Origin of the sequence: Thermomonas sp., assembly GCF_025993755.1 — a bacterium.
GTDB lineage: Bacteria > Pseudomonadota > Gammaproteobacteria > Xanthomonadales > Xanthomonadaceae > Thermomonas.
Genome location: NZ_JAMQHN010000053.1, coordinates 1 through 15,990 on the forward strand (window position 1 = coordinate 1; position 15,990 = coordinate 15,990).

Annotated in this window: 13 protein-coding genes and 5 tRNA genes; 12 read left to right on the plus strand and 6 right to left on the minus strand. The window is 67.7% G+C overall.

The window, feature by feature from the left end; all coding sequences use genetic code 11:
• The 3 genes from clpX to tig all read right to left on the minus strand — a co-directional run.
• Positions 1–1,067: ATP-dependent Clp protease ATP-binding subunit ClpX (clpX, locus tag Q0X16_RS03955; RefSeq protein ID WP_297830854.1), on the minus strand; the 1,067-nt coding region annotated here is incomplete at its 3' end.
• A 100-nt stretch (positions 1,068–1,167) separates the two neighbouring features.
• Positions 1,168–1,791, minus strand: a complete 624-nt coding sequence (gene clpP / locus Q0X16_RS03960) for an ATP-dependent Clp endopeptidase proteolytic subunit ClpP (RefSeq protein WP_297830856.1) — start codon at positions 1,789–1,791, stop codon at positions 1,168–1,170.
• A 69-nt stretch (positions 1,792–1,860) separates the two neighbouring features.
• A complete protein-coding gene (tig, locus tag Q0X16_RS03965; RefSeq protein ID WP_297830858.1) occupies positions 1,861–3,153 on the minus strand; it encodes a trigger factor in 1,293 nt (430 codons plus the stop codon).
• 270 nt (positions 3,154–3,423) lie between these two features.
• On the opposite strand from tig, the gene Q0X16_RS03970 reads away from it, so the two are divergent.
• The 6 genes from Q0X16_RS03970 (at position 3,424) to Q0X16_RS03995 (ending at position 5,103) form a co-directional block, all read left to right on the plus strand.
• A tRNA-Pro gene (locus tag Q0X16_RS03970) sits at positions 3,424–3,500 on the plus strand.
• 32 nt (positions 3,501–3,532) lie between these two features.
• Positions 3,533–3,609: transfer RNA gene (locus Q0X16_RS03975), tRNA-Arg, on the plus strand.
• A gap of 60 nt (positions 3,610–3,669) precedes the next feature.
• A tRNA-His gene (locus Q0X16_RS03980) sits at positions 3,670–3,746 on the plus strand.
• 67 nt (positions 3,747–3,813) lie between these two features.
• Positions 3,814–3,889 (plus strand) — tRNA-Lys (locus Q0X16_RS03985).
• A 242-nt stretch (positions 3,890–4,131) separates the two neighbouring features.
• Positions 4,132–4,213 (plus strand) — tRNA-Leu (locus Q0X16_RS03990).
• Positions 4,214–4,335: 122 nt separating this feature from the next.
• Entirely contained in the window at positions 4,336–5,103 is a 768-nt protein-coding gene (locus Q0X16_RS03995; protein WP_297830877.1) for a Bax inhibitor-1/YccA family protein, read from the plus strand.
• Positions 5,104–5,329: 226 nt separating this feature from the next.
• Here the strand turns inward: Q0X16_RS03995 and Q0X16_RS04000 are convergent, their stop codons facing one another.
• From Q0X16_RS04000 to grxC, 3 genes are all read right to left on the minus strand, one after another.
• Positions 5,330–6,334, minus strand: coding sequence for an isocitrate dehydrogenase (locus Q0X16_RS04000; RefSeq protein WP_297830860.1), 1,005 nt, complete (start codon positions 6,332–6,334; stop codon positions 5,330–5,332).
• 121 nt (positions 6,335–6,455) lie between these two features.
• Positions 6,456–6,851: a carboxymuconolactone decarboxylase family protein gene (locus Q0X16_RS04005; protein WP_297830862.1), complete on the minus strand. Its 396-nt coding sequence runs from the start codon at positions 6,849–6,851 to the stop codon at positions 6,456–6,458.
• Positions 6,852–6,873: 22 nt separating this feature from the next.
• A complete protein-coding gene (gene grxC, locus Q0X16_RS04010) occupies positions 6,874–7,155 on the minus strand; it encodes a glutaredoxin 3 (protein ID WP_345780274.1) in 282 nt (93 codons plus the stop codon).
• Between the two features lie 112 nt (positions 7,156–7,267).
• Between grxC and Q0X16_RS04015 the strand changes: the two genes are divergently transcribed.
• The 6 genes from Q0X16_RS04015 to Q0X16_RS04040 all read left to right on the plus strand — a co-directional run bounded on the left by Q0X16_RS04015 (position 7,268) and on the right by Q0X16_RS04040 (position 15,976).
• On the plus strand, positions 7,268–8,884 hold the full coding sequence (locus Q0X16_RS04015; protein ID WP_297830865.1) for a M48 family metalloprotease: 1,617 nt from the start codon (positions 7,268–7,270) through the stop codon (positions 8,882–8,884).
• Positions 8,885–8,933: 49 nt separating this feature from the next.
• The gene (phoB, locus tag Q0X16_RS04020; RefSeq protein WP_297830867.1) at positions 8,934–9,635 is read left to right on the plus strand and encodes a phosphate regulon transcriptional regulator PhoB; all 702 of its coding nucleotides are present in this window, start codon (positions 8,934–8,936) and stop codon (positions 9,633–9,635) included.
• A gap of 172 nt (positions 9,636–9,807) precedes the next feature.
• Positions 9,808–11,142 (plus strand): phosphate regulon sensor histidine kinase PhoR, encoded by a 1,335-nt coding sequence (gene phoR, locus Q0X16_RS04025; RefSeq protein WP_297830869.1) that lies wholly within the window; start codon positions 9,808–9,810, stop codon positions 11,140–11,142.
• Complete coding sequence (gene ppk1 / locus Q0X16_RS04030; RefSeq protein WP_297830871.1) at positions 11,139–13,211, plus strand: polyphosphate kinase 1; 2,073 nt, start codon at positions 11,139–11,141, stop codon at positions 13,209–13,211. Before phoR ends, ppk1 begins: the two co-directional genes overlap by 4 nt.
• Positions 13,208–14,746, plus strand: coding sequence for an exopolyphosphatase (gene ppx, locus Q0X16_RS04035; RefSeq protein WP_297830873.1), 1,539 nt, complete (start codon positions 13,208–13,210; stop codon positions 14,744–14,746). The genes ppk1 and ppx overlap by 4 nt, the downstream gene beginning before the upstream one ends.
• A 39-nt stretch (positions 14,747–14,785) precedes the next feature.
• On the plus strand, positions 14,786–15,976 hold the full coding sequence (locus Q0X16_RS04040; RefSeq protein ID WP_297830875.1) for a GGDEF domain-containing protein: 1,191 nt from the start codon (positions 14,786–14,788) through the stop codon (positions 15,974–15,976).
• Positions 15,977–15,990: the final 14 nt, after the last annotated feature.

Consider the following 15,990-nt stretch of genomic DNA (forward strand, 5'->3'; position numbering starts at 1 on the left):
AGCGCCGCCGGGCGAATTTCCAGCTCCACACCTTCCATCGCCAGCAGCGCAGCGTATTGCTTGACCAACGCATTCTTGGGTTCGGTGAGGATTTGCACCAAGGCATCCTCGCCCAGCTCGGCCAGCGCAGCCACCACCGGCATGCGTCCCACAAGCTCCGGAATCAGGCCGAACTTGATCAGGTCCTCGGGCTCGATGTCCTGGAACACCTCGGTCAATGAGCGCTGTTTCTTGCTCCTGACGGTGGCACCAAAGCCTATGCCCGAGGCCTCGGTGCGGTTCTCGATCACTTTTTCCAGCCCCGCGAAAGCGCCGCCGCAGATGAACAGGATGTTGGTGGTATCCACCTGCAAAAAATCCTGGTTCGGGTGCTTTCTGCCGCCCTGCGGCGGAACGCTGGCCATGGTGCCTTCGATGAGCTTGAGCAGCGCCTGCTGAACGCCCTCGCCGGAGACATCGCGCGTGATGCTCGGGTTGTCGCTCTTGCGCGTGATCTTGTCGATCTCGTCGATGTAGACAATGCCGCGCTGCGCTCGCTCGACGTCGTAGTTGCAGTTCTGCAGCAGCTTGCTGATGATGTTCTCGACATCCTCGCCGACGTAGCCGGCTTCGGTCAGCGTGGTGGCATCGGCCATCGTGAACGGCACGTTGAGCATGCGCGCCAGCGTTTCCGCCAGCAGCGTCTTGCCCGAACCGGTCGGGCCAACCAGCAGGATGTTGGACTTGGCCAGCTCGACCTCGTCGGACTTCTGCCGGCTCTCGATGCGCTTGTAGTGGTTGTAGACCGCAACCGCCAGGGTGCGCTTGGCGCGCTGCTGGCCGATCACGTACTGGTCGAGAACCTCGAGGATCTCGCGCGGCTTGGGCAGCGAACTGCGGGTGGACTGGGCCTTGTCCTCCAGTTCCTCGCGAATGATGTCGTTGCACAGGTCGACGCATTCATCGCAGATGAACACGCTCGGACCTGCGATCAGCTTGCGCACCTCGTGCTGACTCTTCCCACAGAAAGAGCAGTAGAGGATCTTGCCGCTGTCGCCGCTGCTGCGGCCCGTTCTGTCTTCGCTCATTCGCCACTCGCCTGCGACCGGGATCGCGCCGACCCGATCGTACTATACGCCAGCCCCGGATCGGCAATGTCCGTAGTTTGGCGGGGATTTCCCGCCTGCATCATCCGGCCTGGACCGATTCGTCCGGACGCCGGCTGAGAACCTCGTCCACCAGCCCGTAGTCTCGCGCCGCCTCGGCGCTCTTGAAGTTGTCGCGGTCGGTGTCGCGCGCAATGGTCTCGATCGGCTGGCCGGTGTGGCGGGCCAGGATCTCGTTCAGGCGCTCGCGCATCGACAGGATCTCGCGCGCCTGGATGTCGATGTCGGCCGCCTGGCCCTGCGCTCCGCCCAGCGGCTGGTGGATCATCACCCGCGAGTTCGGCAGCGCGTAGCGCTTGCCCGGCGCACCCGCCGCCAGCAGCACCGCGCCCATCGACGCCGCCTGCCCGACGCAGATCGTGCTCACGTCCGGCTTGATGTACTGCATGGTGTCGTAGATCGCCATGCCCGCCGTCACGATGCCGCCCGGCGAGTTGATGTAGAGGCTGATGTCCTTCTCGGGATTCTCGGCCTCGAGGAACAGCATCTGTGCGACGATCACGTTGGCCACGTGGTCGTCGATCCCGCCCACCAGGAAGATCACCCGCTCCTTCAGCAAGCGCGAATAGATGTCGTAGGCGCGTTCGCCCCGGCTGGTCTGTTCGACCACCATCGGCACCAGGTTCAGGGCTTTGATCGGTTCCATCGGCATCGCTCGTTCAAATCGTCATCGTGTGGAGTCGGTCTGCGGCCGGAAAGTTCCGGCCCCCGAGGCTCAGCGCTCCAGCGCTTCCTGGAAGCTGAGCGTCACCTCGGTGTGTTTGGCGCGCTCGGCGATCCAGTCGATCACCTGCTCCTCCATCACCCGGTTCTGCAGGTTCTGCATCATCCGCGGGTCGTTGCGATACAGCGCGAACACCTGCTCGGGCTGCTCGTAGGTGGAAGCGATCAGGCGCAGCATCTCCTCCAGCCGCTCGCGCTCGAGCTGCAGGTTGTTGCGCCGGGCGATCTCGCCGACCAGAAGTCCCACCAGCACGCGCTTGCGGGCGGCGTCCTGGAAGGCTTCCTCGTCGGCGGTGAGCTGCTGGCCGCGGCGGCGGGCGTCCTCGGCCGCGCTGGCGTGCAGGTTCCGCGCCTCGGTCTCGACCAGGCGCGGCGGCAGCTCGACATCCTTGTAGGCGGCGACCAGGGCATCGCCGACCGAGGTGCGCAGGCGCATCATCAGCGCGCCCTTGAGCTCGCGCTCGAGGTTGCTGCGGATCTCCTTGCGGAACTGCTCCTCTTCGCCGCTCTTGATGCCGAAGCTGCGGATGAATGCGGCATTGACCTCGGGCAACACCTGCTCGGAAACGTCGATCAGGTGGAACGTCGAGGTGACGGTCTTGCCGGCGAACTGCGGCATGTGCCAGTCCACCGGCAGGGTGACGTCGAGGGTCTTCTCCTCGCCCGGCTTCATGCCGACGATGGCCGCCTCGACTTCCGGATAGATGGCGGCCGAGCCCAGCACCGTGCTGGTCTTTTCCATGCCTTCGGCCGGCGTGCGCACGCCATCGACGGTGCTGGAAATTTCCAGGTTGGCCAGGTCGCCGGGCTTGGCTTCACGCTCCACCTTGGCCCAGGTCGCGCGCTGCACGCGCAGGTTGTCGAGCATGCGGTCGATGTCGTCCTCGGTCACCTCGGCGGTATTGCGCACGACTTCGAGCTTCTCCATGTCGAGTTCGCCGAAGTCCGGCACCAGCTCGACCGAGGCGACGTACTTGAGTTCGCCTTCGGCCGCACTGTCGTCGACCGTCACCTGCGGCAGGCCGGCCACCTTCAGTTCGTTCTCGCGCACCGCCTTGTCGAGGCCCTCGCGCACCAGGCCATCGACGATTTCGGCGCGAACCTGGTCGCCAAAGCGCTGTTCGACCACCTTGGACGGCACCTTGCCGGGGCGGAACCCCTTGATGCGCACGGTGCGGGCGATCTCGCGCAGGCGGTTGCCGACCTGGGCATTGATGTCTTCGGAAGGCAGGCTGAAAACGACGCGGCGCTCGAGGGAGCCGTTGGACTCGACCGAAACTTGCATGATGCGATGACTCCTGGGCGGATTCTCTGGGCGGACTCTCCGGGAATCCGCGGTGACGGGATGGGTTGCAACGGACCGGGCGCTTCCGGACGGAAGCAGCCGACGATCGTCGCTGCGGAACTTGCTAGTTTCGCTTATTTGCCCCCTTCCTGTCACGTTCCATCCCGGATCGCGTTGACAGGCATGGGGGACACCGCCGACAATGCCCGACCCTTCGCCGTCCGGGTGCAACATGGATCGTTGCGCGCAGCGGCGGGGCGGTGCCGCCGGCGGGGTATAGCGCAGTCTGGTAGCGCGCCTGCTTTGGGAGCAGGATGTCGGGGGTTCGAATCCCTCTACCCCGACCATTCCGGCACCGCATCGCGAAGCTTCGGTTCGGGCGCCCGTAGCTCAACCGGATAGAGCACCGGCCTTCTAAGCCGGGGGTTGCAGGTTCGATTCCTGCCGGGCGCACCATTCGGTTGGCGGCGTGCGGCATGGATTCCATGGATGGACGTGCAGGCTTTTTCAAATATGGTGGCTGTAGCTCAGTTGGTTAGAGTCCTGGATTGTGATTCCAGATGTCGTGGGTTCGAGTCCCATCAGCCACCCCATCTTCCCGCAGCCGCGACGTGTGCATTTGCAGGATCGCGGCGGCTTGCTACAATTCGCGTCCTTTCGGGGCCGTTAGCTCAGTTGGTAGAGCAGCTGACTCTTAATCAGTAGGTCCAAGGTTCGAATCCTTGACGGCCCACCATCCCCGAAGCGCCCGGCCTCCGCCGGGCGTTCTTGTTTGCGCCACCCGCAGACACCCGGATTCGAACCTGCGGTTCGCCCGCTGCGCGGGTCCGGCCCTGCGCGTTGCAGCGCGCAGGGCGTTCGCGGGCTCGCCGCCATGCGGCTCGAAAGCCCCGCTCACCCTTGACGGCCCACCATCCCCGAAGCGCCCGGCCTCCGCCGGGCGTTCTTGTTTGCGCCACCCGCTACAATCCTGCCAGCGCGAAAGTGGCGGAATTGGCAGACGCCCTGGATTTAGGTTCCAGTGCCGCAAGGCGTGCGGGTTCGAGTCCCGCCTTTCGCATTGACGCAGCATTGAATCCCCGTTCAGCCTGCCTTCTGCACGGCCGGGGCGGTCGAGTTATGCTCACCTGCAAGCGGCGCTGCCGCATCCCCAACCCGGACACGAAGCACATCATGGCCATCATGCGCAGCGGCAACCCCGCACTCTCCGACAAGACCTTCCTCGACCTGGGCAGCGGCAGCGTCGTCCGCAGCGACAGCGGAGCGATGACTCTCAACGGCACCGTCAACAAGACCGCATTGCTGCTGGTGTTGACCCTCGTCGGCGCACTGTTCAGCTGGTCGCAGTTCTCCGCGGCACTGGCGGCCGGCAACCCGGGCGCCGTCACCGCCTACGTCTGGGGAGGCGCGATCGGCGGTTTCGTGTTCGCGCTGATCACCATTTTCAAGAAGGAGTGGTCGCCGTTCACCGCGCCGGTTTACGCCATCCTCGAAGGCCTGTTCCTCGGCGCCGTGTCCGCGATGTTCGAACTGCGCTTCCCCGGCATCGTGGTGCAGGCGGTATTTGCCACCTTCGGCACCCTGGCCGCCCTGCTGATGGCCTACCGCAGCGGCCTGATCAAGGCGACCGAGAATTTCAAGCTCGGCGTGGTCGCCGCCACCGGCGGCATCGCCCTGATGTACCTGGCGCAGCTGGGCATGAACCTGTTCGGCTTCCAGGGAATGAGCTTCATCAACGGCAACAGCGCGCTGGGGATCGGCTTCAGCGCGGTGGTGGTGGTCGTGGCAGCGCTGAACCTGGTGCTGGATTTCGACTTCATCGAGCAGGGTGCCGAGCGCGGCGCGCCGAAGTACATGGAGTGGTACGCCGCCTTCGGGCTGCTGGTGACGCTGGTGTGGCTGTACCTGGAAATCCTGCGCCTGCTGTCGAAGCTGCAGTCGCGCAACTGACTTTCTCGCAACCGGCTCACGCAAAGGGCGCCGCAAGGCGCCCTTTTTCTTTGGTTCGATGGCCGACTACTGCGCGGATGAGGATCGGGAACCCTTCGGCGCGAAATCAAGGGGGAGGCGACGACCTTTGGTCGGTGCCGGAGGACATTCGCGCCGAAGGGCTCCCGATCCTCATCCATTCACGCCTGCTTGCACATCACACCATGCAAGCCAGCAAGCCGCCGTCTCAAAGCCGGCTTGCGATCGCCTTGGCAAAGCCCATCGTGTTGCCGCTGCCGCCCATATCCGGCGTCAACGAATCCTTCGCCTCCAGGGTGGCGACGATGGCATCGCGCAGGGCATTGGCCAGCTCCGGTTTGCCGGTGTGGTCGAGCATCTGGCCCACGCCCAGCAGCAACGCACAGGGATTGGCGATGCCCTTGCCGGCGATGTCGGGCGCCGAGCCGTGCACCGCCTCGAAGATCGCCACGTCCTCGCCGATGTTGGCGCCCGGCGCCAGACCGAGGCCGCCGACCAGGCCGGCGCACAGATCGGAAATGATGTCGCCGAACAGATTGGTGGTGACGATGATGTCGAACTGCTCCGGGCGCATCACCAGCTGCATGCAGGTGTTGTCGACGATCAGCTCGTTGCATTCGATGTCGGCGTAGCGTGCGGCGACTTCGCGCGCGGTCTTCAGGAACAGGCCCGAAGTGGATTTGAGGATGTTGGCCTTGTGGACCACCGTCACCTTCCTGCGCCCGGTCTTGCGCGCCAGCTCGAAGGCATAGCGCACGATCCGCTCCGCGCCATGGTGCGTGACCTTCGAGGTGAGCACCGCGGTTTCGCCGTCGGTCGAAACGTCCTGACCTTCGCCGATGTACATGCCCTCGGTGTTTTCACGCACCGTGATCAGATCGACACCGGTCGGGAAGCGCGAGCGCGTATTGGGGAAGCTCTTGGCCGGTCGCACGTTGGCGTACAGGTCGAAGTGCTTGCGCAAGGCGACGTTGATCGAGGAGAACCCTCCGCCCACCGGGGTCGTCAGGGGGGACTTCAGCGCCACCTTGTTGCGACGGATCGACTCCAGGGTCGCGACCGGCAACAGCTCGCCGTGCTTCTCCAGCGCCGCGACGCCGGCGTCGGCGAATTCGTAGTTGAAGCCCACCTGCAGCGCATCAAGGACGTGCAGCGCGGCGTCCATGATTTCCGGACCGATGCCGTCGCCGGGGATGATCGTGATCGTGGTCATTGTTCGGGGTTTCCATACAGGCCGACGCCACGCACGGGGCGTGGCGTCATGCAGGATTGCAGCCGTGCATTATCGCAGACCGGATGCCGGCAGGCACGACCCGGAAGCGGAGCGGTTCAGTTCACACTGGATCAACGTGGTCGTGCGCAGCCGGAGCGTCGGCGGCGCCGAGTTCGAGCCGGTCGAGAAAATCCACCGCGCGACGCAGGTGCGGGATCACGATCGAACCGCCGACCACCAGCGCGACCGAGAACACGTCGAACAATTCGGCACGGGTGACGCCCGCATCGCGGCACTGGGCGACGTGGTAGCTGATGCAATCGTCGCAGCGCAGCACCATCGAAGCGACCAGTCCGCACAGTTCCTTGGTCTTCACGTCCAGCGCGCCGGCCTGGTAGGTCTGGGTGTCGAGCGCGAAGAACCGCCGGACGACCTGATTGGGCTCGTCGAGGATGCGCTGGTTCATGCGCTGGCGGAATTCGGTGAATTCCTTCACCCGGTCGTCGCTATCGGCCATGGCGATCTCCATCGTTTCCGGTTCAGACCGCCGTGCCGTTGTCCAGCAAGCCATCGAGCTTGCCGGCGCGGTGCAGCGCCATCATGTCGTCGTAGCCGCCCACATGCACCTTGCCGATGAAAATCTGCGGCACGCTGGCGCGGTGGGTCAGCGCGACCATCTTCTCGCGCTCTGCCGGGTCGGCGTCGATCCGGACCTCGGTCCATGTCCGGCCCTTGCTCTTGAGAAAATTCTTGGCCATCACGCAGTACGGGCATTGCGCCGTGCTGTAGATGGTGATGACCGGGGTCTGGGTGTCGCTCACGGAACGCTCCACTGGGGGCTGGCAAGGCGACAGTATCGGGGCGATGGCGTGAAATTCCAGTCGCTCAAGCCCCGTTCACCCGCGCCGAACGCGGCCACGGCATCCTGTACCGATGAAACGACGCCTGCCGACCCTCGCCCTGACCCTGCTGCTGACCGTCGGCGTGGCCGCGGCGCAGGACAGCCGTCTGCCGGACATGGGCTCGTCCGCCGGCACCCTGCTTTCGCCTGTGCAGCAGGACCAGTACGGCGCCATGGTGCTGGCGCAGCTGCGTCACGCCGGCTACGTGCTCGACGATCCGCTGCTGGACGACTGGCTCGACGACGTCGGCCAGCGCCTCGGCGCGGCCAGCGCCAAGCCGCAACAGCATTACACCTTCTTCCTGCTGCGGGTGCGGGAAATCAACGCCTTCGCCACCCTCGGCGGCTATGTCGCGGTCAACGCCGGGCTGGTGCTGGCGGCCGACACCGAGGACGAGGTTGCCGGTGTGCTGGCCCATGAAATCTCGCACGTCACCCAGGAGCACGTCCTGCGCGGCGCCGAGAAGGCCCAGCGCGAGAGCCTCCCCATTCTGCTGGCAACCCTGGGCGCCATCATCGCAGCCCAGCAGTCAGGCGGCAGCACCGATCGCGGCGATGCGACGACGGCGGCGATCATGACCGGCATGGGCCTGCTGCAACAGCGCCAGATCACCTACACCCGCGAAAACGAGGCCGAAGCCGACCGGATCGGCATCCGCACCCTCGCGCGCGCCGGCTACCGACCGGAGGCGATGGCCGACTTTTTCCAGACCCTGCAGTCCTGGGTGCAGATGAACCAGGGCGACCTCCGCGGCCAGGTGCCCGACTACCTGCAAACCCATCCGCTCACCCTGGCCCGGATCAGCGAGGCGCGCGAGCGCGCCGCCAAGCTTGAACCACAGTCCACCGGTTTCACCAGCCTGACCGCGGCGCGCAATCCGCTGCTGCCGCCGGGCCTGCAACTGGCGCCCGCGCAGCCTGCGTCAGCCGTCCATCCCGACGGAGCGCGCTTCGACTACGCCCGCGAGCGCATGCGCGTATTCAGCGCGTCCACGCCCGCACAGGCCATCCGCGAATACCAGCAGATGCAGGCAACCAAGCCGCTGGACGATGCCCGGCGCTATGGCCTGGCCGTGGCCCACCAGCAGGCCGGCCAGAACGCGCAGGCACTGAAGGAATTGCAGCCCTTGCTGCAGACGCATCCGGACAATCTGTGGGTGCAGGTGACGACTGCGGAAGTGGAATCCGCCAGCGGCCACACCGCCGAAGCCGATCGCCGATTCGAGGCGCTGCTGGCGCGGATGCCGACCCGCGCCGCGGTCGCGCTGAGCTATGCCCGCGTCCTTGCCGACCGCAACACGCCTGCCGCCGGAACCCGTGCGGTCGCGGTGCTGCGCCCGCTGCTTTCCAGCAACGCCGACAACCCGATGTTCCAGCAGGCTTACGCACGCGCCAACGAAATCGCCGGCGATCCGGTGCGCGCCGGCGAGGCCTGGGCCGAAGCCGCATATCTCGGCGGCCGCCCGGAGCAGGCCCTGGTCCAGCTCAACAACCTGAAGAAACGCACCGACCTCGACTACTACGCCCGCAGTCGGATCGACGCCCGCATCGCCGCGATTACACCGATCGTGCTGGAGCTGCGGCGCCAGGGCATCCGCGACGAAGAAGTGACCGGTGGACGCCTGAGCTTCGGCGTGCAGGCGCGTTGAAGTCCGCCCTGCGCTTGCACATCCCGCCTCCGCAACGCACGCCTCGTCCATGCAGCAACGCCTCCTGATCGTCGAAGACGAACCCGCGATCAGCGCGATGCTGGCTTACGCGCTGCGGCGCGATGGCTATGCCCCGGTCATCGCCGCGAACGCGGCGGCGGCGCAGGCGCTGATCGCCGAACGCGTCCCCGACCTGATCCTGCTCGACTGGATGCTGCCCGGCAGCAGCGGGCTGGACCTGGCGCAGCGCTGGCGGCGCGAGGACGCCACGCGCAGCGTGCCGATCATCATGCTCACCGCCCGCGGCGAGGAAGACGACCGGGTGCGTGGGCTGGAAGCCGGCGTCGACGACTACGTGGTCAAGCCGTTTTCCACCCGCGAACTGCTGGCGCGGGTGCGCGCGGTGCTTCGCCGCGCCGGCGACGGCGCCGAAGACGGCCAGCTGCGGATCGGTGCGCTGCGCCTGGATCCGGCCACCCAGCGCGTGTTCAAGGACGACGATTCGGGTTCGGTGGTGATCGCCATTGGCCCGACCGAGCTGCGGCTGCTGCAGTTCCTGATGCGCCAGCGCGAGCGCGTCCACAGCCGCGCCAAGCTGCTCGACCATGTCTGGGGCGGCAGCGTCCATATCGAGGAGCGCACCGTCGACGCCCACGTCCTGCGCCTGCGCCGGGCGCTGGAACCGCACGGGCTGGAGGCGATGGTGCAGACCGTGCGCGGCGCCGGCTACCGTCTGTCCGCGCTGGAATGAGGCACGCTCCCGCTTCCATTTTCTCGATCCACCAGCGCGTCGCGTGGAACCCCGAGCCGGCATGAACCCTTGGGGCAACGCTGAAAAAGTCAGCATTTCCCGTGGCACATGGACGTGCGACTGCTGATCAAGGCCAGGATGGACTTGATCAGCACTGCCTTAGACTGGACGCATGCCCGATCTCCTGCGCGCCGCGTGGACCACGACCCTGCTCCGGCTGCTGGCCTGGCTGGCGCTTGGCCTCGCGTTGGGCCTGGCCGTCGGCCGGCCGTGGGCGGGACTGGCGCTGGCCGCACTGGTCGCGCTGGGCTGGCAGGCCCGAACCCTGCGCGGCGTGCTGCGGCGGCTCGATGCGCGCCAGCGCGTCACGCCACCCTCACGGCGCGACGCCTGGGGCGCACTCGCAAGCCTGATCGATCGCGGCCACGCCGAAACCCGGGCGCGTCGGCGTCGGCTGCTGGGCCTGCTGCGCGCCTACCGCACCGCCGCGGCCACGCTTCCCGACGCCATCCTCGTGGTCGAGCGCAACAGCCAGCGCCTGGTCTGGTTCAACGAGGCCTCCACCCGCCTGCTCGGGCTGCACTACCCGCGCGACCGCGACGCCCCCTTGGCGAAGGCGCTGGCGCCGCTGCCGATGGCGCGCTGGCTGGCCGGGGGTCGCAACGCCGAGCCGCTGCGCGACGTGGCCTCGCCGGTCGATCCCGCCCTGCGCCTCGACCTGCGCCTGCTGCCGTATTCGGACGACCTGTGGCTGCTGCTGGCACGCGACGTCAGCCGCCTGCTGCACCTGGAGCACATGCGCCGCGACTTCGTTGCCAACGTCTCCCACGAACTGCGCACGCCGTTGACCGTGATCCACGGCTACCTCGAACTGCTGGACGGACAGGAACCCGCCGAATCCGCCCCGTTGCTGGCGGAAATGCGCCGCCAGTCCGAACGCATGACCCGGCTGGTGGAGGACCTGATGACCCTGTCGCGGCTGGAAGGCAACGAGCAGCCGCCGGACGAACGGGTGCCGATGCCGTCCCTGCTTGCCCACCTCATCCGCGAGGCCGAAGCCCTCAGCGCCGGCCGCCACCGCATTCGGGAGGAAGACGCCGCCGCATTCGACCTGCGCGGCGCGGCGAGGGATCTGCACAGCGCATTCTCCAACCTCCTCAGCAATGCCGTGCGCTATACCCCGGAAGGCGGCGAAATTCTTCTGCGCTTCGCCCGCAACGCCGACGGTGGCGCCGAACTGAGCGTGCGCGACACCGGCACCGGCATCCCCGCAGAGCATCTGCCGCGCCTGACCGAGCGCTTCTACCGCGTCTCCACCAGCCGGTCGCGCGATACCGGCGGCACCGGGCTGGGCCTGGCGATCGTCAAGCATGTATTGGGGCAGCACGGGGCATGCCTCGTGATCGAGAGCACGCCGGGCGTCGGCAGCGTGTTCACCTGCCGCTTCCCCCCCGAACGCACGCTGCCTCGAGAGACAGCGAGCGGCACCGCCGGGGCCGGCGCATGAACGGCACCGTTCCCTCGCTCGACGACCCGTCCCTGTACGCCAACCGCGAGCTTGGCCAGATCGATTTCAACCTGCGGGTGCTCGCGCAAGCGTGCGACCCGTCGCTGCCACTGCTGGAACGGCTGCGCTTCCTGTGCATCTCCTGCACCAACCTCGACGAATTCTTCGAGATCCGCGTCGGCGCGGTTCGCCATTCCGCCGAACTGGGCCTGCCGGCCGGGCGCGACGGCATCGCCCCGGCGCGGTTGCTCGAACGCATCCATGAGCGCGCTGCGCGGCTGGTGGATGGCCAGTACCGCTGCTTCCAAGATTCACTCAAGCCCGCACTCGCCGCGCAGGGCATCCGCCTGCCGGATCGCCACGAGTGGACGCCGCGGCAAGCCCGGTGGCTGCGCGCCCATTTCCAGTCCGAGATCATGCCGGTGCTCTCGCCGCTGGCACTGGATCCGGCCCATCCATTCCCGAAGATCCTCAACAAGTCGCTGAACGTGGTCGTGGTGCTGGAAGGGCGCGACGCTTTCGGCCGCGAGGGGCATCTGGCCGTGGTGCGCGCGCCGCGTTCGCTGCCACGCATCATCCGCCTGCCCGCACACACTGCCAATGCCGAAGACGGCGAAGATTTCGTGTTCCTCAGTTCGGTCCTGTCGGCCTTCGCCCAGGACCTGTTCCCGGGGATGCACGTGCTCGGCGCCCACCAGTTCCGAGTCACCCGCAACGCCGAGCTGAACGTGCTCGAGGATGCGGTGGACAACCTCGCGCTGGCGCTGCAGGACGAGTTGGCCGGTCGCGGATATCTTCGCGCCGAGCGGCTGGAAATCGACGCCGGCTGCCCGCAGGAGGTGGTCGATCTGCTGCTGGAAAACTTCGGCCTGTCGGCGCACGCGCTGTACCGCATCCACGGCCCGGTCAACCTCAGCCGCGTCGCCCAGGTCTGCGGCATGGTGGACCGGCCGGATCTGAAGTTCCCGCCGTTCCAGCCCCGCCTGCCGCAGGGCATGGACGCCATGTTCGAACGCCTGCGCGAGGGCGATCTGCTGCTGCACCATCCGGGCGACGGCTTCGCGCCGGTGCTGGAACTGGTGCGCCAGGCCGCCGACGACCCGGATGTGCTGGCGATCAAGCAGACCCTGTACCGCACCGCCCGCGAGTCGCCGATCGTCGAGCATCTCGTGCGCGCCGCGCGCGGTGGCAAGGACGTGACGGTGGTAGTGGAACTGCGGGCGCGCTTCGATGAAGAGGCCAATCTTCGCCTGGCCGACCGCCTGCAGGACGCCGGGGTGCAGGTGGTCTACGGCGTGGTCGGACACAAGGCGCACGCCAAGATGCTGCTGGTGGTGCGTCGCGAGGACGGCGCGCTGCGTCGCTACGTGCATCTGTCCACCGGCAACTACCACAGCGACACCGCGCGCGCCTACACCGACTTCGGGCTGATGACCGCCAACCCCGAGATCGGCAACGACGTGCACCTGATCTTCCAGCAGCTCTCCGGGCTGGCCGCGCCGCTGCGGCTGGCGCGGCTGCTGGAATCGCCGTTCACCCTGCACCACGGCGTGCTGGAGAAAATCCGGCGCGAGGCCGAACACGCCAGGCAGGGCCGCAAGGCGCGGATCCTCGCCAAGATGAACGCGATCAACGAACCCGCGGTGGTACGCGCGCTCTATGAGGCCTCCCAGGCAGGCGTGGCAATCGATCTGATCGTGCGCGGCGCCTGCGCGCTGCGGCCCGGCATCGCCGGTATCTCGGACAACATCCGCGTGCGCTCGATCGTCGGCCGCTTCCTCGAACACCACCGCGTCTGGTGGTTCGAGAACGACGGCGCGCCGGAGCTGTTCTGCTCCTCCGCGGACTGGCTGGAGCGCAACCTGCTGCGGCGGGTGGAAATCGCCTTTCCCATCCTCGATCCCGCACAGGCCCGCCGGGTGCTGCAGGAAGGACTGCTCGACTATCTGGCCGACAACCAGGACGCCTGGCTGCTGGGCGCCGACGGCGACTACCGCAAATGCGTCCCCGGTGCGGATGCCACGCCCTTTTCGGCACAACTCGCGCGACTGGAATTCCTGCCACGATGACCGTTTCCGACTCCCGCCGACAGCCCGCGCCGGAACCGCCGCACGAAGGCGACCTGCTGGCCGCGGTCGACCTCGGTTCGAACAGCTTCCACATGGTGGTCGCGCAACGCGTGCTCGGCCAGCTGCGCGTGGTCGATCGCCTGCGCGAGACCGTGCGGCTGGCGGAGGGCCTGGACGCCTCCGGCCGCCTCGCCCCGGCGGTGCAGGCGCGCGCTCTGGCCTGCCTGGAACGTTTCGGCCAGCGCATCGCCGCGCTGGAGCCCCACCACATCCGCGCGGTGGCGACCAACGCGGTGCGCCGGCTGCGCAATCCGGAGACCTTCCTGCGCCCGGCCGAAGCCCGCCTGGGCCACGGCATCGACGTCATTTCCGGCCGCGAGGAGGCGCGCCTGATCTACCTCGGGGTCGCCCACGCCGAGCCCCCGCGCAAGGACCAGAAGCGGCTGGTGATCGACATCGGCGGCGGCTCGACCGAGTGCATCATCGGCCGTGGTTTCACCCCGCTGGAACGCGAAAGCCTGCAGGCCGGCTGCATCGCCAGCACCCGCCGATTCTTTCCCAACGGTCGGCTCTCGCCGCGCCGCTGGCAGGCCGCGCTGACCGAGATCACCGCCGAGTTCCAGCAGTTCGCCGCCACCTACCGCGACCTCGGCTGGGACGAGGCGATCGGCACCTCCGGCACCAACCGCGCGATCAGCAACATCTGCCTGGCGCTGAAACTGGGCAAGGGTGCGATCACCCGCGAGGCGCTGGTGCAGGTGCGCGAGCGCCTGCTGCGCTTCGACCGCATCGACGCCATCACCCTGCCGACCCTGTCGGATGACCGCCGGCCGATCTTCGCCGGTGGCGTGCTGGTGCTGGAGGCGGTGTTCACCGCGCTCGACCTGCAGCGCATGCAGGTCAGCAGCGCCGCGCTGCGCGAGGGCGTGCTGTACGACCTGCTGGGTCGCGGTGGCGGTGACGATCCGCGCGACGCGTCGGTGGCCGCGCTGATGCAGCGCTACGGCGTCGACGCCGCGCAGGCGGCGCGGGTGGAGGCGACTGCGCTGCAGCTGTTCGACCAGGCCGCCGACGGCTGGCGCCTGACCGGCGAGGACCGCGCGATGCTGGCGCGGGCGGCGCGGCTGCACGAAGTCGGACTGGCCATCGCCCACAGCGGCTACCACGTCCACGGCGCCTACGTGCTGGAGCACTCCGACATCGCCGGCTTCTCGCGCCAGGGCCAGGCCTGCCTCGCCGCGCTGGTGCGCACCCAGCGCCGCAAGGTCCCGAAACCGGCCTTCGACGCCATCCCCGAGCGGCGGCTGGCCTCCGTACGCCGCAGCGCGGCACTGCTGCGGCTGGCGGTCCTGCTGCACCGCTCGCGCACCGGTGACGCCATCGCCGGCCTCCAGTTGCAGACCATGGGCGAGGGCCTGACGCTCGCCGTCGATGGTCGCTGGCTGCAGACGCACCCCCTGCTGCGCGCCGACCTGGAAGGCGCTGCGGAGGAAATGCGCGGTCTGGGGATCAGCCTGCAGGTCGTCCTCCGCTGAGGCCTGCCTCCCGGGCGCATATGGCGGTACCCTGATTGCATGGCCCTCCCACCCCCCACGGCAATCCACCTGATCGATGCCTTCGGCGCCGGGGTCTATGCGTTGACCATCATCAACCAGGTCGATCTGTGGTGGCATCGCCGCCATCGGCGCACGCACCTGTGGCTGGCGCTCTCGGCCACCGGCGCGCTGCTGGTGGACATCAGCGGCTTTGCCCTGCGCACCGACACGGACCCCCACGCCGGATGGCTGGGCGCAGTCAACATGCTGGGTGTCGCGCTCGCCCTGGTCAGCCTCCATGAGCTCACCCTGGCGATCGTCCACCGCCGCTCAGGCAAGCACGTCCGGATCGTCGAGTCGGCGACCCTCGTCGCGCCAGGATTGATCTTCGTCCTGCCGGCAGCACCGGTGGCCGCGGCGATGATGCTGGCAGCCGTCCTGTTCCTGCTGACCGCGATGTGGCAAGCCATCCGCAGCGCCCGCTCCGGCGATCCAGAAGCACACGTCATCGCGCAGGGGCTCAGCCTGCTGTTCCTCATCCTGATCTACGACGTGCTTTCCGACCAGGGACTCCTGCCACGGGTCTACGGCACGCCGGTTTTCGGCTTCTCCTTCCTCTACGTGTGTGCGGCGAGGGCCATGCGCATGCGCTACGACCGCGAGCATCGGGAGTTGCAGGACCTGCGCACCGGGTTGGAGCAACGGGTCCAGTTGCGGACCGAGCAGTTGGAGGCCGCCAACCGGCAACTGGCACTGCTGTCCCGCACCGACGCCCTGACCGGTCTGGCCAACCGCCGCAGCTTCATCGAGAGCACTCGCGCGCGCCTGCACGATGCGCCGGGCGCGCTGGTGATGATCGACGTCGATCACTTCAAGCAGATCAACGACCGCCACGGCCACGCCACCGGCGACGAGGCCCTGCGCGCCGTCGCCAGCGCCCTCGGCGCCATACCCAGCGCGCACGAGTTGGTCGCGCGCTGGGGCGGCGAGGAATTCATCGCATTGCTGGAGCCCGACGGCGCCGCCGCACGCGTGGAGCGCCTTCGCCTGACCCTGCACGGGATCGATCTGCAGGCGGAGGACGGCAGCAAGATCGCCCTGCGCGCTTCGTTCGGGCTCACCTTCGTGGCGAACGGCGAAGACCTCGATGCGGCCATCGCCCGCGCCGACCACGCGCTGTACGAGGCCAAGCGCGGTGGTCGCGACCGGCTGGTCGTCGCGCCCGGTTAGGGCGCTCGCCGACC

Coding starts and splice junctions, on each gene's coding strand:
- clpP (WP_297830856.1), bottom strand. CDS start 1,791: ATGGAACCGATCAAAGCCCTGAACCTGGTGCCGATGGTGGTCGAACAG.
- tig (WP_297830858.1), bottom strand. CDS start 3,153: ATGCAAGTTTCGGTCGAGTCCAACGGCTCCCTCGAGCGCCGCGTCGTT.
- Q0X16_RS03995 (WP_297830877.1), top strand. CDS start 4,336: ATGCGCAGCGGCAACCCCGCACTCTCCGACAAGACCTTCCTCGACCTG.
- Q0X16_RS04000 (WP_297830860.1), bottom strand. CDS start 6,334: ATGACCACGATCACGATCATCCCCGGCGACGGCATCGGTCCGGAAATC.
- Q0X16_RS04005 (WP_297830862.1), bottom strand. CDS start 6,851: ATGGCCGATAGCGACGACCGGGTGAAGGAATTCACCGAATTCCGCCAG.
- Q0X16_RS04015 (WP_297830865.1), top strand. CDS start 7,268: ATGAAACGACGCCTGCCGACCCTCGCCCTGACCCTGCTGCTGACCGTC.
- phoB (WP_297830867.1), top strand. CDS start 8,934: ATGCAGCAACGCCTCCTGATCGTCGAAGACGAACCCGCGATCAGCGCG.
- phoR (WP_297830869.1), top strand. CDS start 9,808: ATGCCCGATCTCCTGCGCGCCGCGTGGACCACGACCCTGCTCCGGCTG.
- ppk1 (WP_297830871.1), top strand. CDS start 11,139: ATGAACGGCACCGTTCCCTCGCTCGACGACCCGTCCCTGTACGCCAAC.
- ppx (WP_297830873.1), top strand. CDS start 13,208: ATGACCGTTTCCGACTCCCGCCGACAGCCCGCGCCGGAACCGCCGCAC.
- Q0X16_RS04040 (WP_297830875.1), top strand. CDS start 14,786: ATGGCCCTCCCACCCCCCACGGCAATCCACCTGATCGATGCCTTCGGC.